22 protein-coding genes are annotated in these 21,760 nt (G+C 71.4%); 10 read left to right on the top strand and 12 right to left on the bottom strand.

Annotation, left to right across the window (positions count from 1 at the left end; genetic code table 11):
- Positions 1–35: 35 nt before the first annotated feature.
- The 5 genes from LDL49_RS57185 to zwf all read right to left on the bottom strand — a co-directional run bounded on the left by LDL49_RS57185 (position 36) and on the right by zwf (position 5,375).
- Positions 36–158, bottom strand: a complete 123-nt coding sequence (locus LDL49_RS57185) for a hypothetical protein (RefSeq protein ID WP_263655581.1) — start codon at positions 156–158, stop codon at positions 36–38.
- Between the two features lie 94 nt (positions 159–252).
- Positions 253–864 (bottom strand): bifunctional 4-hydroxy-2-oxoglutarate aldolase/2-dehydro-3-deoxy-phosphogluconate aldolase, encoded by a 612-nt coding sequence (gene eda / locus LDL49_RS27695; RefSeq protein WP_225294901.1) that lies wholly within the window; start codon positions 862–864, stop codon positions 253–255.
- Positions 861–1,874, bottom strand: a complete 1,014-nt coding sequence (gene glk / locus LDL49_RS27690) for a glucokinase (RefSeq protein ID WP_225294899.1) — start codon at positions 1,872–1,874, stop codon at positions 861–863. The genes eda and glk overlap by 4 nt, the downstream gene beginning before the upstream one ends.
- Positions 1,875–1,917: 43 nt before the next feature.
- Complete coding sequence (gene edd / locus LDL49_RS27685) at positions 1,918–3,858, bottom strand: phosphogluconate dehydratase (RefSeq protein ID WP_225294897.1); 1,941 nt, start codon at positions 3,856–3,858, stop codon at positions 1,918–1,920.
- Between the two features lie 41 nt (positions 3,859–3,899).
- Positions 3,900–5,375 (bottom strand): glucose-6-phosphate dehydrogenase, encoded by a 1,476-nt coding sequence (gene zwf, locus LDL49_RS27680; protein WP_225294895.1) that lies wholly within the window; start codon positions 5,373–5,375, stop codon positions 3,900–3,902.
- 142 nt (positions 5,376–5,517) lie between these two features.
- Here zwf and LDL49_RS27675 point away from each other — a divergent pair, with 142 nt between their 5' ends.
- A complete protein-coding gene (locus tag LDL49_RS27675; RefSeq protein ID WP_225294893.1) occupies positions 5,518–6,708 on the top strand; it encodes an ROK family transcriptional regulator in 1,191 nt (396 codons plus the stop codon).
- Positions 6,709–6,729: 21 nt separating this feature from the next.
- Here LDL49_RS27675 and LDL49_RS27670 read toward each other — a convergent pair whose 3' ends face one another.
- Together LDL49_RS27670 and LDL49_RS27665 are read right to left on the bottom strand one after the other, a co-directional pair.
- A complete protein-coding gene (locus LDL49_RS27670; protein ID WP_225294891.1) occupies positions 6,730–7,248 on the bottom strand; it encodes a hypothetical protein in 519 nt (172 codons plus the stop codon).
- A 176-nt stretch (positions 7,249–7,424) separates the two neighbouring features.
- Positions 7,425–8,126, bottom strand: coding sequence for a DUF2470 domain-containing protein (locus LDL49_RS27665; RefSeq protein WP_225294889.1), 702 nt, complete (start codon positions 8,124–8,126; stop codon positions 7,425–7,427).
- 76 nt (positions 8,127–8,202) lie between these two features.
- On the opposite strand from LDL49_RS27665, the gene rpsD reads away from it, so the two are divergent.
- Positions 8,203–8,817: a 30S ribosomal protein S4 gene (rpsD, locus tag LDL49_RS27660; RefSeq protein ID WP_225295168.1), complete on the top strand. Its 615-nt coding sequence runs from the start codon at positions 8,203–8,205 to the stop codon at positions 8,815–8,817.
- A gap of 2 nt (positions 8,818–8,819) precedes the next feature.
- Complete coding sequence (locus tag LDL49_RS27655) at positions 8,820–10,085, top strand: low temperature requirement protein A (RefSeq protein ID WP_225294888.1); 1,266 nt, start codon at positions 8,820–8,822, stop codon at positions 10,083–10,085.
- Here the strand turns inward: LDL49_RS27655 and LDL49_RS27650 are convergent.
- Together LDL49_RS27650 and LDL49_RS27645 are read right to left on the bottom strand one after the other, a co-directional pair.
- A complete protein-coding gene (locus LDL49_RS27650; RefSeq protein ID WP_225294886.1) occupies positions 10,066–10,932 on the bottom strand; it encodes an ion transporter in 867 nt (288 codons plus the stop codon). The genes LDL49_RS27655 and LDL49_RS27650 overlap by 20 nt on opposite strands.
- 53 nt (positions 10,933–10,985) lie before the next feature.
- Positions 10,986–11,462 carry a nitroreductase family deazaflavin-dependent oxidoreductase gene (locus LDL49_RS27645; protein ID WP_225294883.1) on the bottom strand — a complete coding sequence of 159 codons (477 nt, stop codon included), beginning with the start codon at positions 11,460–11,462 and terminating at the stop codon, positions 10,986–10,988.
- A 91-nt stretch (positions 11,463–11,553) separates the two neighbouring features.
- Between LDL49_RS27645 and LDL49_RS27640 the strand changes: the two genes are divergently transcribed.
- Entirely contained in the window at positions 11,554–11,871 is a 318-nt protein-coding gene (locus tag LDL49_RS27640) for a DUF4190 domain-containing protein (protein ID WP_225294881.1), read from the top strand.
- On the opposite strand, the gene LDL49_RS27635 is transcribed toward LDL49_RS27640, so the two are convergent.
- Positions 11,794–12,504 (bottom strand): TetR/AcrR family transcriptional regulator, encoded by a 711-nt coding sequence (locus LDL49_RS27635; protein WP_225294879.1) that lies wholly within the window; start codon positions 12,502–12,504, stop codon positions 11,794–11,796. The two genes, LDL49_RS27640 and LDL49_RS27635, sit on opposite strands and share 78 nt — an antisense overlap.
- A 67-nt stretch (positions 12,505–12,571) precedes the next feature.
- Between LDL49_RS27635 and LDL49_RS27630 the strand changes: the two genes are divergently transcribed.
- Both LDL49_RS27630 and LDL49_RS27625 read left to right on the top strand, forming a co-directional pair.
- A complete protein-coding gene (locus tag LDL49_RS27630) occupies positions 12,572–13,312 on the top strand; it encodes an ABC transporter ATP-binding protein (RefSeq protein ID WP_225294877.1) in 741 nt (246 codons plus the stop codon).
- Complete coding sequence (locus LDL49_RS27625) at positions 13,312–14,037, top strand: ABC transporter permease (protein ID WP_225294875.1); 726 nt, start codon at positions 13,312–13,314, stop codon at positions 14,035–14,037. Before LDL49_RS27630 ends, LDL49_RS27625 begins: the two co-directional genes overlap by 1 nt.
- A gap of 27 nt (positions 14,038–14,064) precedes the next feature.
- Here the strand turns inward: LDL49_RS27625 and LDL49_RS27620 are convergent, their stop codons facing one another.
- Positions 14,065–15,423: a S8 family peptidase gene (locus tag LDL49_RS27620; protein WP_225294872.1), complete on the bottom strand. Its 1,359-nt coding sequence runs from the start codon at positions 15,421–15,423 to the stop codon at positions 14,065–14,067.
- A 183-nt stretch (positions 15,424–15,606) separates the two neighbouring features.
- Here LDL49_RS27620 and LDL49_RS27615 point away from each other — a divergent pair, with 183 nt between their 5' ends.
- Complete coding sequence (locus LDL49_RS27615; protein WP_225294870.1) at positions 15,607–17,643, top strand: spermine/spermidine synthase domain-containing protein; 2,037 nt, start codon at positions 15,607–15,609, stop codon at positions 17,641–17,643.
- A gap of 4 nt (positions 17,644–17,647) precedes the next feature.
- Here the strand turns inward: LDL49_RS27615 and LDL49_RS27610 are convergent, their stop codons facing one another.
- Positions 17,648–18,556: a MurR/RpiR family transcriptional regulator gene (locus LDL49_RS27610; protein ID WP_225294868.1), complete on the bottom strand. Its 909-nt coding sequence runs from the start codon at positions 18,554–18,556 to the stop codon at positions 17,648–17,650.
- A gap of 144 nt (positions 18,557–18,700) precedes the next feature.
- On the opposite strand from LDL49_RS27610, the gene LDL49_RS27605 reads away from it, so the two are divergent.
- Genes LDL49_RS27605 through LDL49_RS27595 form a run of 3 tightly spaced genes read left to right on the top strand, consistent with a single transcriptional unit; the run spans position 18,701 to position 21,757 of the window.
- Positions 18,701–20,092, top strand: a complete 1,392-nt coding sequence (locus LDL49_RS27605; RefSeq protein ID WP_225294866.1) for an MFS transporter — start codon at positions 18,701–18,703, stop codon at positions 20,090–20,092.
- Positions 20,089–20,535, top strand: coding sequence for a GAF domain-containing protein (locus LDL49_RS27600; protein ID WP_225294864.1), 447 nt, complete (start codon positions 20,089–20,091; stop codon positions 20,533–20,535). Before LDL49_RS27605 ends, LDL49_RS27600 begins: the two co-directional genes overlap by 4 nt.
- A 10-nt stretch (positions 20,536–20,545) precedes the next feature.
- On the top strand, positions 20,546–21,757 hold the full coding sequence (locus LDL49_RS27595; RefSeq protein WP_225294862.1) for a metal-dependent hydrolase family protein: 1,212 nt from the start codon (positions 20,546–20,548) through the stop codon (positions 21,755–21,757).
- Positions 21,758–21,760 lie beyond the last annotated feature (3 nt).

The raw sequence follows: 21,760 nt of genomic DNA, 5'->3' as shown, positions 1-21,760 counted from the left end.
TCAGGGCGATGGAGTCGCGGATTCCCTTCCGGAAATCACATGCGGCGGCTGAAGGGGTCGTAGGTGTAGCCGGGAATGATCACTATGCTCTCCGAGTAGGCACCGGGCGTCAGCGGCAGGGCGACGGGGAGCGGTGGCCCCCAAAGCTTCTCGGACACCGTCCACCTCCGCTGCGACGCGATAAGCCAGTCAGGCTCAGGCTGCGCAGCGGCTGTATAGGTGCCGTATAGATCGCGTTGGGGGCGGGGTGCCTCAGCCGAGCGCGGCGGCCTCGGAGGCCAGCTTCTCCACGCGGCCCCAGTCGCCCGCGGCCAGGGCGTCGGCCGGGGTCAGCCAGGTGCCGCCGACGCAGCCGACGTTCGGCAGCGCGAGGTAGTCGGGCGCGGTGGCCGGCCTGATGCCGCCCGTGGGGCAGAACCGCACGTCCGGCAGCGGCGCCGACAGCGCCTTCAGGTACGCCACGCCGCCCGCGGGCTCGGCGGGGAAGAACTTCAGCTCCTTCAGGCCCCGCTCGGCCAGCGCCATCGCCTCGGAGGCGGTCGCCGCGCCCGGCAGGTACGGCAGCCCGCTCGCGTCCAGCGCGTCGGCCAGGGTCAGCGTCGTCCCGGGTGAGACCAGGAACTTCGCCCCCGCCGCCAAAGACGCCGCAATATCGGCAGAAGTCCGGATCGTTCCCGCGCCGACCGTGGCCTCCGGCACCTCGGCGGCGATCCTGGCGATGGCCTCCAGCGCGCCCGCCGTACGCAGGGTCACCTCGATGACCGGCAGGCCGCCCGCGACGAGCGCCCGCGTCAGCGGCACAGCCGTCTCCACGTCGTCGATCACCACGACGGGGATGACGGGGGCGAGATCGAGCAGGCTCATGAAAGTTCTCTCCTCAATGGGTACAGCTCATTTACTCGGCCGCCCGAGGGCAGCCGCTCTCCTGCGGCGCGCTGCGCCAGCCAGGCGGCGGCGCCCGTCAGGGCCGGTTGCGGGGCGACGATGAGCGTGGTCGAGATGGCCGACAGGTAGCCGGACATATCCGGGTTGTCGGCGAACCTGGCTCGGAAGTCGCTGGCACGCACGCGCTCCACGATACGGGGCAGCACACCGCCGCCGAGATAGACGCCACCCCGGGCCCCGAGCGTCAGCGCCACGTTCCCGGCGAAACTCCCCAGCATCCCGCAGAACACCTCGACCGTCTCCGCGCACAGCGAGTCGTCCAGCCGCGCCACGATGTCCGCGGCCGGCAGGCGGGGCGCGTCGACGCCGTTGACCTCGGCCAGCGCCCGGTGCAGCACCACCAGGCCGGGGCCCGACAGCACGTGCTCGGCCACCACGTGGTCCAGGCCCCCGGCGCGGAGCACCCGGACGATCTCCCGCTCCCGGTCGTCGCGCACCGGCACCGTGACGTGCCCGCCCTCGCCGGAGACCGGCGTCCAGCCGCCGTCGGTGGGCACCAGCCCGGCGACGCCCAGCCCGGTGCCAGGCCCGAGCACGGCCTTGACGCCGTGGGCGGGTTCCGGGCCGCCCAGGGACGCCAGGTCGGCGGACTCCAGACGGGGCAGCGAGACGGCCAGCGCCTCGAAGTCGTTCAGCATCATCGTGTACGGCAGGCCGAGGTCGCTCGCCGAGCCGCTCCAGGCCGAGTTCGTCAGCGCGTAGCGGTCGCCCTCGACGGGTCCGGCCACGGCCAGGCACGCCGCCCCCGGCCGCACTCCGCCCGCGTGCTGCGCGAGGTAGGCGGCTACGGCTTCCGGGAGAGTGGCGTGGCCGGCCCCCGCCAGGACCGCGACGCGCGACGGCCGCGCTCCCGGTGAGGTGACCAGCCCGAACCGGGCATTGGTGCCGCCGATGTCGGCGACCAGCCACGGCAGGTCGAACGCGCTCACGACGGCTCGCCGGCAAGCCGATGGCCGGCGAAGAACACGTGGTTCATCTGGCGATGCTCGCGTGCCGCCCGCGAGGGGCGCCCGACTCCAGGTGCGAGGCGCCCGCCTCGGCGGGGAAGCCCAGCCCGGGGCCGTGGTCCGGCGACTCGGCGCCGCTGATCCCGAAGATCCCCGCCCCCTGCTCCGCGTGCCCCGCCATGCGGCGGAACGTGGCGAACAGCTCGCGCCCGGTCCCCACCCACTGCGCGTCGCTCAGCGGCCGGCCGCCGGGCGTCCGCCGGGCCAGCTCCTCGGCCGGGACCAGCACCTCCAGCGTCCCCGCCGCCGAGTCGAGCCTGATCACGTCGCCCTCGCGGACCAGCGCGATCGGCCCGCCGTCGGCCGCCTCGGGCGACAGGTGGATGGCCGCGGGCACCTTGCCGGAGGCGCCCGACATGCGGCCGTCGGTCACGATCGCCACCCGCTGCCCCCGATCGAGCAGTACGGCCAGCGGCGGCGTGAGCTTGTGCAGCTCGGGCATGCCGTTCGCGCTCGGCCCCTGGTAGCGGATGACCGCGACGAAGTCCTGCCCGTCCAGCTCACCCGCCTCGAAGGCGCGCAGCAGCTCGAGCTGGTCGTCGAACACCTTGGCCGGCGCCTCGATCACCAGGTGCTCGGCCTTGACCGCCGACACCTTGCTGACGGCCCGGCCCAGGTTGCCCTCGACCATGTGGATGCCGCCGTCGGCGGAGAACGGCGCGGCCACCGGCCGCAGCACGTCGAGGTCGGCGCTGCCGCCGGTCACCGGGGACCAGGTCAGCTTCCCGTCGGACAGCGTCGGAGCCGACCGGTAGTGGTCCAGCCCGCGCCCCGCCACGGTCAGCACGTCGGCGTGCAGCAGGCCCTCGTCCAGCAGGTCGCCGATGAGCACCTGCATGCCGCCGGCGTCGCGGAAGTGGTTCACGTCCGCCTGGCCGTTCGGGTAGATCTTGGTCAGCGAGGGCACGGCGGCCGACAGGCAGGCCAGGTCGTCCCAGGTCAGGACGATTCCGGCGGCGGCGGCCATGGCGACCAGGTGCAGGGTGTGGTTGGTGGAGCCGCCGGTGGCCAGCAGCGCCACGCAGGCGTTGACGATCGACTTCTCGTCGACCAGCTCGCCGACCGGGGTGTACTCGGGGCCGTGCGCGGTGATCTCCACTGCCCGGCGCCCGGCCGCCTCGGTCAGCGCGTGCCGCAGCTCGGTGTGCGGGTTGACGAACGTCGAGCCCGGCAGGTGCAGGCCCATGACCTCCATCAGCGCCTGGTTGGAGTTGGCGGTGCCGTAGAAGGTGCAGGTGCCGGGGGAGTGGTACGACTTGGCCTCGGCGTCGAGCAGCTCGTCCCGGCCCACCTTGCCCTCGGCGAACAGCTGCCGGGCGCGGGCCTTGACCTTGTTCGGCAGCCCGGAGGTCATCGGGCCGGCCGGCACGAAGATTGCGGGCAGGTGCCCGAAGTGCAGCGCCCCGATGAGCAGGCCCGGCACGATCTTGTCGCAGACGCCCAGCAGCAGCGAGGAGTCGAACATGTCGTGCGACAGCGCGATCGCGGCCGCCATGGCGATCACGTCACGGCTGTAGAGCGACAGCTCCATACCGGCGCGGCCCTGGGTGATGCCGTCGCACATCGCGGGCACGCCGCCCGCCACCTGCGCCACGCCACCGGCCGCGCGCACCGCCGCCTTGAGCTCGGCCGGGTACGTCTCGTACGGCTGGTGGGCGGAGAGCATGTCGTTGTAGCTGGTCACGATGGCCACGCCGGGCTTGGCCGTACCCATCAGGAGCGGCTTGTCGGCGGCGGGCGCGGCGGCGAAGCCGTGTGCCAGGTTCGCGCAGCCGAGCTGCGCGCGGGCCGGGCCCTTGGCGCGGGCGGCCGCACCTTCGCGCCGGATCCGGTCCAGGTAGACGGTACGGCTGGCTCGGCTGCGTTCGATGATCCGGTCGGTGATTTCCTGGACGACGGGGTGCATCGACCCTCCTTCAGCGGGTCCTCGACCCCAGGTCGGCTTGCTCACGCTTGGTCCTCCTCGTGCCACTCGCGACCGCTGCGGGCGAGCAGCTCGTGGGCGCCCGCCGGTCCGGTGGACCCGGCGGGGTAGGGCTCGGGCAGTTCGGCGGACGACTCCCAGGCGGCCAGGATCGGGTCGATCCACTGCCAGGCCGCGGCCACCTCGTCACGGCGCATGAACAGCGTCGGGTTGCCCGCCAGCACGTCCATGAGCAGCCGCTCGTACGCCTCGGGGACGCGCGCGGTGAACGTCTTGCCGAAGCTGAGGCTCAGCGGCACCGGCTTGAGCGCCACCTCGCCCGCTCCCGGCTCCTTGGCCATGATGTGCAGCTCGATGCCCTCTTCCGGCTGCAGCCGCAGGACGAGGCGGTTCGGCGAGCCGCCGGGGTAGATGGAGTGCGGCACGTCCTTGAACTGCACCACGATCTCCGAGGCCCGGCGCGGCAGGCGCTTGCCGGTACGCAGGTAGAACGGCACCCCGGCCCACCGCCAGTTCTTGACCTCGGCGCGGATCGCGGTGAACGTCTCCACCCGCCGCGACGCCTCGGTGGGCGGGGTGGAGGCGGGCTCGTCCAGGTAACCGGGCATTCCGTCGGCCTCGGTGTACTGGCCGCGCACGGTGAAGCGGTCGACCTCGGTGCCGGTGATGGGCCGCAGCGCCTGGAGCACCTTCACCTTCTCGTCGCGGATCGCCTCGCGGTCGTTGCGGGCCGGCGGCTCCATGGCGGTCATGCAGAGCAGCTGGAGCAGGTGGTTCTGCACCATGTCGCGCAGCGCGCCGGCCTGGTCGTAGTAGCCGCGCCGGCCGGGCGTGCCCACGGTCTCGGCGGCGGTGATCTGCACGTGGTCGATCCAGAGGGAGTTCCAGATCGGCTCCAGGAAGGCGTTGGCGAAGCGGAGCACGAGCAGGTTCTGCACGGTCTCCTTGCCCAGGTAGTGGTCGATGCGGAAGATCTGCGCCTCGTCGAAGATGGCGCCGACCTCCTCGTTGATCCGCTGGGCGCTGGCCAGGTCACGGCCGAGCGGCTTCTCCAGCACCACCCGCGAGCGCAGCGTCACCAGGCCCGCCTGGTCCAGCTCGCGGCAGAACGGCCCGAACGTCATCGGCGGGCTGGCCAGGTAGAACACCCGGTCGCGCTGCTCGTGCCCGCCCAGCAGGGTGGCCAGCGCGCTCCAGCCGGAGCGGTTCGTGCCGCCCACGTCGACGGACACGTGGTGCAGGCGGCCGAGGAAGCGCTGCCACGCGCCGAGGTCGGCCGGGACCCGGTCCCGTACCTCGGCGTCCACCTTGCCGCGGAAGTCCTCGTCGGTCAGCCCGCCCCGGGACATGGCGATGATCCGGGTCTCGGGCGAGAGCCGGCCCTCCACGTCGCTGTGGTAGAGCGCCGGGAGCAGCTTGCGCATGGACAGGTCGCCGGTGCCGCCGAAGACCACGAGGTCGGCGGCGTACGCGGTGGCGGGGGTGGGAGAGGGGGACACGGCTGGGAACTCCGATGATCTACCAAGCAGGGACAGAACGGACACTAGCCAGAGTTGCGTATCTACACAAGCAGAGTTTTGCTATTTGAGATAAAAAAGTCGAGACTTTTCATTACCTAACCTCCTGTGATTCACTTGGCGGATGCCTCGACGTACCGCCGCGACGCTCGCCACGAGTGGCGAGGTGCTCCGCCTCATCCGCACCGGTGAGGCCGTGACGCGAGCGGATCTGGGCCGGGTGACCGGCCTGTCCCGCCCCGCGGTGCAACTGCGGGTCGGCGAGCTGCTCGAGCGCGGTCTGGTCGTGGAGCGGGCCGACGCGCCGTCCACCGGCGGCCGGCCGCCGGTCCGCCTGGAGTTCAACGCCGTCGGCGGCGTGGTGCTGGTGGCCGCCCTCGGCGCCAGCCGTACGCGGGTGGCGGTCTGCGACCTGGCGGGCCGCGAGCTCGAGGGGCGCGACTTCGCCATCGACGTCGAGCAGGGACCCGACGTGGTGCTGCCGCTCGTCATGGACACCTGGGACGAACTACTCGGCGACCGGCCGCGCTCGATGCTGCGGGGCGTGGGCATGGGCATGCCCGCCACGGTCGAGTTCGCGCAGGGCCGCACCGAGAGCGCCCGGGTGATGGCCTCGTGGACGGGCGTGGTGATCCCGCCGGTGATCCGCGAGCGCTTCCCGGTGCCCGTACTCATCGACAACGACGTGAACCTGCTGGCCATCGGCGAGCACCGGGGCGCCTATCCCGACCTGGACGACCTCATGTTCGTCAAGGTGTCCACCCGGATCGGCGCGGGTGTGATCGCGGGCGGCAAGATCCTTCGCGGCGCGCTCGGCGCGGCGGGCGAGATCGGCCACATCCCCGTGCGCGACGGCGGCGGCGTGCTCTGCCGCTGCGGCAACATCGACTGCGTCGACTCGGTCGCCAGCGGCACCGCGCTGCTGCGCGACCTGCGGGCCGCGGGCAAGGACGTCAAGACCATCGCCGACGTGACCACGCTGGTGCGCGCCGGGGACGCCGAGACGATGGCGATCGTCCGCGAGGCCGGCCGCCAGATCGGCGAGGTCCTGGCCGTGGCCGTCAACATCCTCAACCCGTCGGTCGTGGTGCTCGGCGGCGACGTGGCCGAGGCGTTCGGGCCGCTGGTGTCGAGCATCCGCGAGGTCGTCTACCGCCGCTCCACCGCGCTGGCCACCCGCCGGCTCCGCATCGAGCCCAGCAGGCTGGGCGCCGGAGCGGGCATCAGCGGGTGCGCGGTCATGGTCCTCGACCACGTGCTCTCGCCGGACGCGGTCGATGAGAGCATGATCACCCGCCTCAAGGTCACGTCCTGACGGTCGGCGGCGGCCAGGCCCTCACCGGTGGGGATGCCGGCTCGGCCAGGGCTTCTTCGTCTTGCGCGGTGGCGTGCTCCGGTCCGAGGGGGTGCTTCTCAGCGGTTGCGTGCGGCCCATGGCGGCCTCGGGCAGCGCGGGCTGCGGCGTGGCGATGATCGTGCGGCCGGGCCACGGAGTCGGTGACGCGCTCCGGGTGGGGCTCGCCTGGGGGCGCGGGGTGCCGGTCGCCCGGGTGGCGTCAGGGGTGGCCGGGGCGGTCCTCTTGGCACGGCGGGTGGGCGTGGGTTCCGCGGGGGGCGGCGTGGACTGGACCGGACGCGTGACCGGGACGCGATAGCGGGCGAGCTTCGATTCGATCATTCCCGGCTCGCGCCGCGCCGGGCCCGGGTCGTGGCCACGCTCGGGCAGGCTTGCCATGGTGAGCTGTGTCCCGGTGAAGGCGCCGCCGACGAGGATCGCCGCGGTGGCCAGCATCAGACAACCGGCCATCAATCCGGCGACCATCAGAATCCGCCTGCGCCGCTCCGTGTGGTCCACAGGCGTCGATGATAGTAACTCGGCCCCCCGTCCCGGGTGACTCCCGGCGAATCGTGATCAAGTTCCGCGACGCGGGTCCCCTGGACGGTCAGCACGCTCACGGCAGGGCGGTCGGCACGCCTAGGACGGTCAGCACGCGCACAGCAGGCCGCGCGGCGCGGTCGGCGCGCCTAGGGTCAGCACGCGCACAGCAGGCCGCGCAGCGCGGTCTCCAGGCAGAGCGCGGTGTGCGCGGGGGCCGGCCACGCGAAGCGTACGAGCTGCTCGTCCGCCCGGACGGTCGCCCCGTAGCGGTCCAGCTCCCACAGCCACACGTCCCCGGCGTCCCCGCCCAGCTGCTTGGCCACCCCGCCCGCGAGCTGAGCCCGGTGCGACTCGTTGATGTGGGCCAGCGCGCGCTCGGCGGTGGTGGCCAGCGGGTCGGGGGCCGCGTCGAGGTAGTCGTCGGCGTCCAGCACCCCGGAGTCCTGCCCGGTCAGGTACACCACCTGGCCGACGTCGAGCCGCAGCAGCCGGGGCGCGTTCGGCCGGCCGTACCTCTCCAGCGCCTCGAACAGGGCCTCGTCGGCCGTGTGCGCCGCGACCGCGACGGCGGCCGCGCGTGCCTCACTCTCGGGCACCGCCTGCGCCCAGCCCTGCACCTCGATCAGCCCGCGGGGGTGCGTCACCTGGCCGAGCAGGCGCATGGCGGTCAGGTTCACCGCCACGACGGCGTCGTCGCGCAGGCCGTGCAGCGCCTCGCCGGGCCGCACCAGCAGCACCGGGCGGCCCCGCTCGTCGACCCCGCCGCGGGCGGGCGTGGGGGCGCCGTCGACGGACAGCCGGGCGACGCTCGCCGACGCGGCAAGAGTGCGGATCCGCTCGGGGATCGTGAGCATGGCGCCTCCTTGAGATCTCACTGAGCTATAGGTTAGCCTTACCTAAGTAAGGATTACCTAACCACATGAGGTGAACGTGCGCTACACCGGTCCGAAGGTGCGACTGTCACGTCGCGCGGGCGTCCCGCTGACCAAGAAGGCCGTCCGCTACTTCGAGCAGCGCCCCTACCCGCCGGGCGAGCACGGCCGCAAGACCAACCGCCGCAACTCCGGCGACTACGGGCTGCGGCTGCTGGAGAAGCAGAAGTTGCGCTGGTACTACGACGTGTCGGAGCGGCAGCTGCGCCGCTACTGGGACCTCGCCGTGCGCAAGCCGAGCGCGTCGGGCGCCGAGCTGGTCACGCTGCTGGAGACCCGCCTGGCCTCGCTGGTGCTGCGGGCCGGCCTGGCCCCGTCGATCTACGCGGCCAGGCAGTACGTCAACCACGGCCACATCGCCGTCGACGGCCGCAAGGTGGACATCCCCAGCTATCTGGTCAAGCCCGGCCAGGTCATCAGCGTGCGGGAGCGCTCGCGCCGGATGCAGCCGTTCGTGGCCGCCGCCGAGGGCGTGCACGCCGACGAGCGGATCGCGGCCTACCTGTCCGTCGATCATTCCGAGCTGCGGTTCACGCTGGTCAGCAGGCCCGAGCGCGAGCAGATCAGCGTCCCGGTGGACGAGCAGCTGGTCGTGGAGTTCTATTCTCGGTAGCCGTGAGTGATGCAGGAACCGCGAGTGACGCGGAAGCCGCGAGTGATGCCGTAGTCGCGAGTGGCGTGGGTGAGCGGCATGCCAGCTGGCTGGAGTTGTTCTTCGACCTCGTCGTGGTGGTGGCGGTCGCCCAGCTGGCGCACCGCCTGCAGCACCCGACGTGGGGCGATGTGGCGCTGTTCGCCATCCTCTACTACGCGATCTGGAGTATCTGGACGTCCCTGACGCTCTACTCCAACGTCCGCGCCGAGAAGACGCACCTGCGCAGCATGCTGATCGGGATGTTCGGCATCGCCGTCATGGCGGCGGCGGCCCCTGACGTCGCCCACGCCATCCCCGGCGTCGGCACGCACGACAAGTGGTTCATCGCCGCCTACATCACCTGCCGGGTCAGCGCCTCCCGGTCGATCCAGGCGGCCAGCACGGTGATGACCGCCTGGCCCGCGGCCCAGCTCGGCGCGGGCCTCACACCGTGGTTCGCCTCGCTCGGGGTGGAGGGCGAGTGGCGCTACTACCTGTGGGGGCTCGGCATCGCGCTGGACCTCACCTTCTCCATCCTGCAGAGCCGCCGGCCGGAGCGGCTGGTCAAGGAGGTCACGGCGCAGGCCGAGCGGCTCAGGGCGCGCGAGCTGCGCCGGGCGGCCAGGGGCGGGAGGATCTTGGAGGCGCGCTACCTGGAGGCGCCGAAGGTCGCCGTGCTCGACCCCGCGCACCTGGGCGAGCGGCTCGGGCTGTTCGTCATCATCGTGCTGGGCGAGGCGGTCATGCAGGTCGTGATCGCCTCTTCCGGGCTCAGCTGGGACTGGCCGCTCGGCCTGGCCGCCGTGGCCGGGTTCGGGCTGATCGTGTCGCTGTGGTGGCTCACCCTCCAGTACGGCCTGAGCGCCGTGCCCGAGATCCACGAGCGGGGACTCAAGCCGTACGTCGCGCTGCCCGCGCACTACGCCATGACGGCGGGCATCACCGCGACCGCGGCGGGGCTCGGCGTGGTGGCGTCCGCGCCCGCCGAGCACCTGCACGGCGGCATCTCGTGGGTGCTGTGCGGGGGCCTGGCCGTCTACTTCGCCGCCTCCGCCGTGCTCGGTCTGGCCAGCCGCGCCGGGCGCCGGTGGATCTGGGGCTGGGCCGTCCCCTCGATCGTGGTGCCGCTGCTGGTCGGCGGGATCGCGGGGCTGGTGCCGGCGTGGAGCGTGGTGGCGCTGCTGCTGGTGGTCGCCCTCTGGCGGGTGGTCTACCGGCCCGCCGCGCCTACCGCCGTCCCCGCCTAGCCGAGCGGCCGCCGCCCCCGCCCCCGCCTCCGCCTGGTCGAGCGGCCACCTCGTAGTCGAGCTCCTTCCGCTCTTCGCGCAGTTCGGTGACCTCTTTGCGCAGCGCCGTCAGCTCGGCCAGGATCATCTGCAGCGAAGCCGCGTTGCCGTCGTCCTGCTCCGCGCGCTCGGCGGCCGACTCCTCCTCCATGGCGCTCACCACGACCGCCATGAACAGGTTGAGCACGACGAACGTGCAGACCAGGATGAAGATCGTGAAGAAGATCCAGGCGGTGGGGTGGGTGTTCATCACCTCCCTGGCGATGTTGCCCCAGTCGTCGCCCGTCATCGTCTGGTACAGGGTGAACAGCGAGGTGGGCAGGCTGCCGAAGCGGTGCGGCGCCGTGTCGCCGTACAACTTGGTGGCCATGACGGCGGCCACGTACAGGACCAGGGAGAGCAGCAGCACGATCGAGCTCATGCCGGGCATCGCGCGCAGCAGGGCCGAGACGACCCGGCGCAGGCTGGGCACCACCGACAGCAGGCGCAGCGCCCGCAGGATGCGCAGGGACCGCAGCACCGACAGGCCGCTCGTGAAGGGGGCCAGGGCGATCGCCACGATCACGGTGTCGAAGATGTTCCACGGATCGCGCGGGAAGCGTGAGCGTTCGACATAGATCTTCGCGAGCAGTTCGGCAACGAAGATGTAGAGCGCCGCATGATCGACCACGGTCAGCAGGTGACCGTAGCTCTCGACCACGGCGGGCACGGTCTCGAGGCCGAGGGTGGCCGCGTTGAGCAGGATGACGCCGACGATGAACCGCTGGAAACGCTGGTGCTCGACGAAGGCTCGGGTGCGTTCACGCACGGGAAGGGGCTCCTAAAGAGGGAAAAGTTGCCCCACCATGATGACGCAGGAGATCACCGAGTCGGTGTCAGGCGGAAGACCCGCAGCTCCCTCCCGGACACCTCCGTGTAGCGGTCGAACAGCGGCCACCGCTCGATCAGCCACGGCCACGCCGCCTCGCGCTCGGCGCCGGTCAGCAGCGTGGCGGTGACGGGGAAGTCCTTCCCCCGGAAGCTGGCCGTGGCCCTGGGCGTCTTGATCAGGTTGCCGCTCCACGCCGGGTGGTGGTCCTGGCCGAAGTTGCTGCCCACCACGAGGAGGGTGCCGTCGGGCTCGGGCAGGCAGGCGAGCGGCGTGCTGCGCGGCTGGCCGGACTTGGCGCCCGTGGTGACCAGGATCAGCGTCGGGATGACCGGATTGTTGCTGAGCAGCCGTCCCCGGGTCAGCCGGTGCACGGTCCGGTCGAGCTGCGGCATGAACTTGGGACCGGCCTTCATGAACCATTTGGCCGCCGCCAGCCGATGGAGGAAGAGCCTCAGAACCCGGAGCATGCGGCGAGTCTAGCAAGCGTTTGGTCAACTGCGGACGGCGGAGCGCCTGTGGTATAACAAACCGCCTAAACGACAACGGGGGCGAGCGCAGATGTCCTATCCCAACTATGGCCCGTCCTACTACGGTCCACCGCCGCAGACGCACCCCAACGGCACGACGATCCTGGTCCTGGGCATCCTGAGCCTGGTCGTCTGTACGTTCATCGGCCCCTTCGCCTGGTCGATGGGCACCAAGGCGCTCCGGGAGATCGACCAGAGCGGCTACATCTATGAGAACAGGGGCATGGTGTCGGCCGGCCGCATCTGCGGCATCGTCAGCACCTGCCTGATGCTAGCGGTGATCGGCCTCTACGCGATCATGCTGGTGGTCTTCGGCGGCGCCGCCATCCTCGGCGGGCTCGACGACTAGCGATCGGCGGCCATAGCCGCCGATCCCCGTCTCCAGCAGGTCGAAGGCCCTCGCCGCCTGCGTGCGCACGTCCGCCCAGATCTCCGGCCACTGCTCGCCCGCCATCTTGCGCCGTAGCGCGTGCCGTGTCAGCAGTCGCGTCGTGCCCAGGATCTGGTCCGCCACGAGCTGCGGAGTGAGGTCGTCGGGCCCGGCGCCGGTCTCCTCGGCGATGACGGCCGCCAGGTTGGTGGCCGAGATGTGCTCCACCTCGCGCATTTTGGCGATCAGCGCCGCGCTCTCCTCGACCATCCGGCCGAACACCTCGGCGCCCTCGCCCATCCCGTACCGCCACTCGCGGGTGTCGAGCGCGTCGAAGAAGTCGCGCCGGAAGGCGGCCACGATGCTCTCGCCGGGCCGCCGCTCGCGCACCACCTTGCTCGACAGGTCCACCACCTCGTCCTGCCGGTCGGCGAACAGGTCCTCTTTGGTGCCGAAGTAGTTGAACACCGTGTTGACCGACACGTCGGCGGCCCGCGCCACCTGCGCGACCGTGACGTTGTCGAACCCGTGGATCATGAACAGCCCCATCGCCACGTCGGCGATGCGCTGCCTGGTCTCCCGCTTCTTCCGCTCGCGCAGCCCCTCGTCCATGCCTCCATGGTACCAATATTGCAGCCGCACCAAAATTGTGGCTACTCTATTTTTGGAGGCGATGAAAATGATCAAGACCGTAGGTCTGCGCAAGACCTTCAAAGGCGGCGTCGAAGCCGTCAAGGGTGTGGACATATCGGTGGAGCCAGGCGAGATCGTCGGCTTCCTCGGCCCCAACGGCGCCGGCAAGACCACGACCATGCGCATGCTGACCACGCTGCTCCAGCCCACGTCGGGCACCGCCACGGTGGCGGGCCACGACCTGCTGGGCGACGCCCGCGAGGTGCGCCGCCGCATCGGCTACGTCTCACAGGGCGGAGGAATCAACCCGGCCGCCCCGCTCGGGGAGGAGCTCGAACTCCAGGCCATGCTGTACGGTCTGCCCCGCGAGGCGGCCGGGACCCGGGTGCGCGAGGTGCTGGCCCGGCTCGACCTGACCGGCCTGGAGTCCAGGCCAGGAGGCGCCCTGTCCGGCGGTCAGCGGCGCCGCTTCGACATCGCGTTCGCCCTGCTGCACCGGCCCGTGCTGCTCTTCCTGGACGAGCCGACGACCGGCCTCGACCCGCAGAGCCGGGCCAACCTGTGGGACCACATCCGGGCGCTGCGCGCCGAGCAGGGCGTGACGGTCTTCCTGACCACGCACTACCTCGACGAGGCCGACGCCCTGTGCGACCGGCTGCTGATCATCGACCACGGCCGCATCGTGGCCGAGGGCGCGCCGGCCGAGCTCAAGACCGGCGGCCGCACGCTCGACGACGTGTTCCTGGACATCACCGGCAGGTCCCTGCGCGAGGAGGCGGGCGTCTGATGCTGCGCGAGACCTATCTGCTGTTCCGTCACAACCTGCGCGCCACGCTGCGGCAGAAGATCGGCATCGTCTTCGGCGTCATCCAGCCACTGGTCTTCCTCGTGCTGTTCGGGCCCATCTTCGCCACGATCGGCACCTGGGAGACGCTGGTGCCGGGCCTGATCATCCAGCTCGGCCTGATGAGCACCGGTATGGCCGGGTTCGGGGTGGTCTTCGAGAAACGCTCGGGCGTGCTGGAGCGGATGCGCGTCACCCCGGCCAGCCGCCTGGCCCTGCTGCTCGGCCGGGTGCTCAACAACGCGGTGACGCTCATCATCCAGGCCGTGCTGCTGGTCGCGGTCGGCTACGCCTTCGGCCTGCGCGCCCCGGCCGCGGGGGTGGTGGCCGGGCTCGTGCTGGTGGTCGTGCTCGGGCTCAGCCTGGCCGCGCTGTCGTACGCGGTCGCGCTCACGCTCGACGACCAGCTCTTCGCGCCGGTGATGAGCACCGCGGTCCTGCCGCTGGTCCTGCTGTCGGGCGCGTTCCTGCCCATGTCGATGGCGCCCGGCTGGCTGGACGCGCTCTCGCACATCAGCCCGTTCCGGTATGTCCTGGAGGCGCTGCGTGAGCTGTTCGCCGGACACTACGCCACCGGCACGGTCGGCGTCGGGGTGGCGGTGACCGTGGTCTTCGCCCTGGTCAGCGTCGCGATCGGGACGCGGGTGTTCAACCAGGAGAACGCCTGAGGCGGTCACCGCCCCCACGGCACCCCGTCAGGACATGCTTCTGGCCCGGCGCTGGAGTGCGGCGATGATCCCGGCGGTGTCGACGATCCCGTAGCCGTAGTCGTAGTCGAAGCCGACCTCGCTGCGGTCCTCGCCCGTGCGGCGGAGCAGGGCGCGCAACTGCGCGGGCCGCAGCCGCGAGGTGGGCCAGAGCGTACGGATCGCCGCGACCAGCCCGGCGGCGACCGGAGTCGCGGCCGAGGTGCCTGAGTCGGGCTCGGCATCGCCGAACGCCTTGGACCCGGAGAAATGGGTGTAGGCGCAGATGTCGGGCTTGCGGGCGGTCAGTCGCCCGGGCCCCTGCGAGGAGTAGCCGACCCGGGTGCCGCTCACGTCGACGCCGCCGATCGACAGGGCCCTGGGATGCGAGTTCGCGCCGGTGATCGGCCGGTTCGGGTAGGCGCAGCGGCCGTCGCGGCACTCGCGCCCGCAGTTGCCGGCCGCGAACAGCACGTCGGCACCCGCGCTGTCGAGACTGGAGATCATCAGGTTGAACGGATGCGCCGCGTTGTCCGAGTAGTTGCCCGGATGGCCGACGGGGAAATCCCACTCGGGGGAGAACGACCCCCACGAGTTGCTGATCACCAGCGCCCTCGACGCCTCGGGCTGCATTTCGAGCACCATGCGCAGGTGCGCGAACGCGGCCACGGCGTCCGACAGCAGCCCGTCGAGCGCCGAGCCGCCCGGACGGGTGGAGCGCAGCACCGGGATGTCGATCAGCGACGCCTGCGGCGCGCCGATGAGCGTGTCGAAGGCGCACATCGTGCCATGGGCGACCTCGAACTCGCCCGCCCGGCCCTCGACGCCCGTGGGGTTCCAGCTGCGCTGGGCGTCGAGCGTGACGCCCCGGCCGAGCTGCCTGGCGACGTGGGCGGCGTTGATGCCGGTGTCGAGCACGGCCAGGGTCACCCCGGAGCCGTCCAGCCCCTCGGCGTGCAGTCCGGGGACGTTGAGCAGCCGTTCGACGTCGTGCCAGTCGCCGAACGGCGCGTCGCCGCCGCAGGTCAGCGAGGACTCGACGACCGGATCGGCGTAGACGCCCACGACGTCGGGCCGGAGGGTGGGCAGGAGGGTCACGCGGGTCAGGAGCTCGTCGTCGGAGATCGTGCCGCGGACCAGCACCGAGGCGTCCTCGGCGGCCAGGGAGAAGTCCAGCGGCTGGTTGAGTGACAGCGGGTCGCCGCCGGGCGGCGGGACGGGCCGGGGGAGGGGCACGGGCGTGAAGGCGTGGTCGAGCTCGACTCCGGGCAGGCCGTCCGCGACGTCGGCCGTGGTGGCGGTCTGGCCGGGATCGGCGACTGCCGCGACCAGATCGGGGGAGGGGCGCAGCTGGATCAGAACGCGCATGAGGCACCACCGGAATGTTCGGAGGGAAATGAACCTTCCAAGATTCCTTCATCTGTTCGGGCGTGTCCAGCGCATCTCAGGGGCTTTGACCTGCTGAAATGCCGTAAAAGCCACTAAGGGGACGATATTCATTCCCGCTGTCAGGCTTCCTTGTTCCCGGTCCGTTCACTAGCGTGAGGCGGCATGACGCTCCAGGCACAAAAGACGGCAGCGGGCGAGGACGGCGACCACTGGCTGGCGGTGCGGCCGAGGCTCATTCTCGCCAGTGGGTTCATGCTCTTCCTGGAGCTGGCGCTGATCCGGTGGACCGGATCGAACATCGTGCATCTCAGCTATTTCACTAATTTCGTGCTTCTCGGCTCGTTCCTCGGCATCGGCCTCGGGTTCCTGCGCGTGGGGCGGGCGCGGCGGCAGCCGTACTATTCGCCGGTCATCCTGTTCGGCCTGGTCTTCGTCGTGCTGACCTATCCCGTCACCGTCGACCGCAACACCGAGGGCGTCCTCTACTGGACCAGCCTGCAGACCACCGGACCGCCCGCGTGGCTGATCCTGCCGGTGATCTTCTGCGCGGCGGCGCTCGTGCTGATGGGCCCGGCCGAGCTGGTCGGGCGCTGCTTCCCCGAGCTGCCCCGCCTGGAGGCCTACCGCTACGACCTGATCGGCAGCCTGTCGGGAATCGCGATCTTCACCGCGCTGTCGTTCCTGAGCGCGCCGCCGGTGTTCTGGGGGCTGTTCGCGGCCGCCGCCTACGGGGTGCTGCTGGTGCCCCGGCCGCGGGTGATCTACCTCGCGCTGGTCACCGTGCCGTCGCTGGCGGTCGTGGGGCTGCTGCTGGCCGAGACGCTGACCGCCGGGGCGTTCTGGTCGCCGTACTACAAGGTCACCTACAAGCAGTTCCAGCAGCTCGGCGTGCCCGTCACCGACATCTCCGTGAACGGCATCCCGCACCAGCAGGCGGTGCCCGCCGCCGCCCGGCTGCAGTGGGAGCGCCAGTACGGCCTGCCGTACGAGCGGGCGAGCACCCCGCCCAAGAGCGTGCTCATCGTCGGCGCGGGCAGCGGCACGGACGTGGCGATCGCCCTGTCCAAGGGCGCCGCCCACGTCGACGCCGTCGAGATCGACCCCAAACTCCGCGAACTCGGCGGTTCCCTGCATCCTGACAAGCCCTACGACGATCCCCGGGTGACCACCCACGTCACCGACGGCCGCGCCTTCCTGGAACGGACCGGCGACAAGTACGACCTGATCCTGTTCGCCCTGCCCGACTCGCTCACGCTCGTGTCGGGGGCCAGCTCGCTGCGGCTGGAGAGCTACCTGTTCACCGAGGAGGCCATGCGCGCCGCCCGCGCGCACCTCAAGCCCACCGGGACCTTCTCGATGTACAACTACTACCGCGAGAGCTGGCTCGTCGACCGGCTCGCCTCGACCGTGCAGAGCGCGTTCGGCCACAAGCCGTGCGTCGACGTGGTCAGCACGGCCGGCCAGCAGGCCGTGATCACGGCCGGCGCGACGGCGTCGGCGCAGCGGTGCGCGGGGGAGTGGCCGGGCGCCGCCGCCGGCACCCCGCCGCCCACCGGTGACGACCGGCCGTTCCTCTACCTGAAGGACGGCGACATCCCGTCGCTCTACCTCATCACGCTCGGCCTGATCCTCGCGGTCAGCCTGATCGCCGTCCGCGTCGTCGCCGGGCCCTACCGGCGGATGCGCCCGTACGCCGACCTGTTCCTGCTCGGGGTGGCGTTCCTGCTGCTGGAGACCAAGAGCGTGACGGGCTTCGCGCTGCTGTTCGGCACGACGTGGGTGGTCAACGCGATCGTGTTCGCCGGGGTGCTCGTCGCGGTGCTCGCCGCCGTCGAGATCACCCGCCGCTTCCGCACCCCGCCACTGCCGGTCATGTACGGGGTGCTGTTCGGCGGGCTGCTGCTGGCCTGGCTGGTGCCCAACACGTGGCTGCTGTCGCTGCCGCTGCCCCTGCGGGCGGTCGCGGCGGTGACGGTGGCGTTCCTGCCGATCTTCGCGGCGAACGTGGTCTTCGCCAAGCGCTTCTCGGACTCGGCGGACGCCACGACGTCCTTCGGCGCGAACCTCCTGGGGGCCATGGTGGGCGGCTGCCTGGAGTATCTGGCGCTGGTGATCGGCTACAAGGGGTTGCTCATCGTGGCCGGGGTTCTCTACCTCGGCGCCTTCCTCCTGCTGCCGCGCAAGTCCGTGGCGGCATAGCCGGTCAGTCGGGTTGGTCGCTGTGCTGGTCGGCAGGGGCGGGTGGTGTGGGGCGCCGGTGCAGGAGGCCGAACTTCGACCACATGCCCTCGGCCGTCTCGATGGAGGCGCTCGTCCGGGCCGGGTCCACGCTGGCCAGCTGCGTGACCAGCGCCTGCGCCACGGCCATGCCGGCGGTCAGCGACGGGAAGAAGGCCACCCCCTCGGCCGGGACCATCACCACCTCCTCGGCGGCGTTCGCCAGGGCGGGGCTGGCCGCGTCGGTCAAGGCGAAGACGCGGACGCCACGGGCGCGCGCCTCGTTGGCGGCCAGCACGGTGCTCTCGTACAGCCGCCAGAAGCTGATGGCGATCAGCACGTCACCCGGGCCGATCGCCGCGACGCAGTTGGCCAGCTCGGCGTCCCCGCTCGTCACGGCCGCGACGGGGTAGCCGGCCAGCCGGGCGTTGTGCGCGAGCGCCATGCCGACCGCCGCGTAGCTGCCGTCCGCGACGATCACCGTGCGGCCCGCGGCGGCGACGGCCTCGGCGATCGTGCGCAGCACGCCCTCGTCCAGGCGCCTGTTGAGCAGCGCGAGGCTGTCCAGGTCACGCCGGAGTGAGCGGGAGCTGGGCGAGCCGGCGCCGCTGTGCTCGGCCGCCACCTGGGGCGCACTTAGCGAGGACAGGTAGCGGGCGCGCAACTCCTGCTGGAGCGCGGGCCAGCCGGCGAAGCCGAGCGCCTGCGCGGTGCGCGTCACGGTCGCCACGTTCACGCCCGCGAGCTGGGCCAGCTCGGCGGCCGCGCCGAACGAGGCCCGGCGCGGCTGCGAGAGGAGCACCTCCAGCAGCGCGGCCGCCTTGGGACGCAGCCCGCGCTCGGGCACCCGGTCGCGCAGCCAGTCCTGAAAGCTGTCCGTGACGCGCTCTGTCACCTGATCCTCTCCCGTGGCCGAGCAGCCATGCTACGCGTTCGCAACAGGGAGAATGTGCAAAGAATATTGCAACTTGTGGGATTTGCACTATACGTTGCCAGGCAATCGTTCTGCAGGGCTGTGACCTTGGGAAGGTGCGTTGGCATGACCTTGTTGGCCCGTCTGGACCGGCTCCCCCTGAGCCGTCCGCACTATCTCCTTCTGCTCATAGGCGGACTCGGCTACACCTTCGACGGCATGGACTCCGCCGTGGTCGCCTTCCTGCTGCCCAGCGCCCGCGCGGAATGGGGCCTCGACGACGGCCAGCTCGGGCTGATCGGCTCCGCGAGCCCGTTCGGGTTCCTGTTCGGGGCGGCCATCGCGGGCCTGCTCGGCGACCGCATCGGCCGCAAGAAGGTCATGATGTACGCGCTGGCGTTCTACGCGGTCTTCTCGGTGGTCGCCGCGTTCGCCCCGAACTACGAGGCGTTCCTGGGCTCCAGGATCCTCGCCGGGGCGGGAGCCGGCGCCGAGAGCGCGATCATCGCGCCGTTCCTGTCCGAGTTCGTCCCGGCCAAGCGGCGCGGCTGGTTCATCGGCGCGCTGGCCGGGTTCTTCTCCTTCGGCTTCGTCATGGCCGCGCTGATCGGCCGCTTCGTGGTCCCCACGATGGACGACGGCTGGCGCGTCGCGCAGCTGATCACCGCGGTGCCGATCGTGATGCTGCTGTGGTGGCGCCGCTCACTGCCCGAATCGCCGCGCTTCCTGCTCCAGCAGGGCCGCCACGCGGAGGCCGAGGCGGTGGTCGTCGACCTCGAACGCCGCGTCGAGCGGGCCACCGGGCAGGCTCTTCCGCCCGTGCCCGCCGCCACCGCCCAGGTCGCGACGGTCACGCCGAAGGTGAACCTGATCAGCGCGCTGCGGTTCCTGTGGAGCCCGGCCATGGCCAAGCGGACCGCCGTCATCTGGCTGATCTGGTTCGTGATCACGTTCTCCTACTACGGGTTCTTCTCCTGGATCCCGACCCTGCTCGTGGGGCGCGGCATCACGGTGACGAAGAGCTTCGAGTTCTCGATCATCATCTATCTGGCGCAGATCCCCGGCTACTTCTCCGCCGCCTGGCTGTCGGAGCGGCTGGACCGCAAGAACACCATCGCGCTCTACCTCGCGGGCTCGGCGATCAGCGCGTTCTGGCTGTCCCAGATGGACTCGCCGGTCGCCATCACGATCGCGGGCGCGGTGCTGTCCTTCTTCCTCAACGGAACGTACGCGGGCGTCTACTCCTACACGCCCGAGGTGTTCCCGACCTGGATCCGGGCCACCGGCACCGGCCTGTCCAGCGCGTTCGGCCGCGTCGGCAGCATTCTCGCGCCCACGATCATCGGACTGTCGGCCGCGAGCCTGGGCTTCGCCGGCGTGTTCGGCCTCACCACGGCCGTGCTGGTGGCCGGGGTGATCTGCGTGATCGTCTTCGGCCTGGCGACGGCCGGACGGTCACTGGAAGACCTGACCGAGCGGGGCGATCCCGCCGACACCGCGGGGGAGATGACGAAATGACCGACCTGAAAGACGTGGAGGACAAGGTCCGGGAATCGCTGGGGGTGCGGCTGTTCACCGTCCTGGCCTGGATTCCCGACCGGCAGGCGCTGCGACGCGTCCACAGCAGCCACCCCGAGCGCTATCCCGTCGGCGGGGAGAAGACTGTGGAGGTGGCGCGGGGCTGGCTGGCCCGCTGCATCGAGGCGGGGGAGCCGTACTTCGGGCCGGACCGGGCCGCCGTGCGCGAGGTGTTCGCCGACCATGAGCTGATCGAGAGCCTGGGCTGCGGGGCCATCGTCAACGTGCCCGTGATGGACGGGGACGAGGTGCTCGGGGTGCTGAACATCCTGGACGCCGAGGGCAGCTACGACGAGGAGTCGGTCGCCGTCGCCGTGTCCCTGGCGCCGCTCGCGGTGCCCGCCCTGCGCGCCGCCGTACACGGAACCGCCGAGAGAACCTGAGAGGTATCAAGTGAGTCTGCTGCTGCGTAACGCCCTCGTGCTCGACGTGGTCACCGGCGACTACGCCGAAGGTGACCTGCGCCTGGAGGAGGGCCGCATCGTCGAGGCGGGCCCGGGACTGGTCGGCACCGCGGGCACGCGGGTGATCGACGTGGCCGGCGGTGTGGTCGTGCCCGGGCTGATCGACGCGCACGTGCACGTCACCGCCGCGACCGCCGACCTGGGCAGCCTGCCCGCCATGTCGCCCTCCTACGTCACCGCGCACAGCGCCCGCCTGATGGGGCAGATGCTCGACCGCGGCTTCACCACGGTCCGCGACGCCTCCGGGGCCGATTACGGGCTGTGCGACGCCCAGGAGGAGGGCCTGATCCGCGGGCCGCGGCTGCTGTTCTGCGGCAAGGGGCTGAGCCAGACCGGTGGCCACGGCGACCAGCGCGGCCGGGGCCAGAACGGGGGCGCCGACCAGTCCTGCTGCGCCGGGCTCGGCCGGGTCGCCGACGGCGTGGACGCCGTGCGCGCCGCCGCGCGCGACGAGCTGCGCAAGGGCGCCCACCACATCAAGGTCATGGCCTCCGGCGGTGTCGCCTCGCCCACCGACCGCATCGACTCGACCCAGTACTCCATGGACGAGCTGCGCGCGATCGTCGAGGAGGCCGAGGCCGCCAACCGCTACGTCGCCGCGCACGCCTACACGGCCCGCGCGGTCAACCGCGCCCTGGAGGCGGGGGTGCGCTCGATCGAGCACGGCAACCTGCTCGACGACCGCAGTGTGGAGCTGTTCCTGCGGCACGACGCCTACCTGGTGCCCACGCTCGTGACGTACTGGGCGCTCAAGGAGGAGGGCATGGCCTTCGGCCTGCCGGAGTCGAGCTGGCGCAAGGTCGACGAGGTGCTCGGCGCCGGGCTCCGGGCGCTGGAGCGCGCCGCCCGCGCGGGCGTGCGGCTGGCCTACGGCAGCGACCTGCTGGGCGGCATGCACCGGCACCAGAACCACGAGTTCCGGCTGCGTGGCGAGGTGCAGCAGCCGATCGACGTGCTGCGGGCCGCCACGGTCAACGCGGCCGACCTGGTCGGGCTGGCCGGTGAGATCGGCACGCTCGCGGTGGGCGCGCGGGCGGACCTGCTCGTGCTCGACGGCGACCCCCTGCGGGACCTCGGGGTGCTCGCCGAGCCCAAGCACATCCGCCACGTCGTGCAGGGCGGCCAGGTGGTCTCCGGGTGAACC

Origin of the sequence: Nonomuraea aurantiaca (genome assembly GCF_020215705.1) — a bacterium.
Lineage (GTDB): Bacteria > Actinomycetota > Actinomycetes > Streptosporangiales > Streptosporangiaceae > Nonomuraea > Nonomuraea aurantiaca.
The sequence above is the reverse complement of the archived record's forward strand: the minus strand, read 5'-3'. Positions and strand labels throughout refer to the sequence as shown.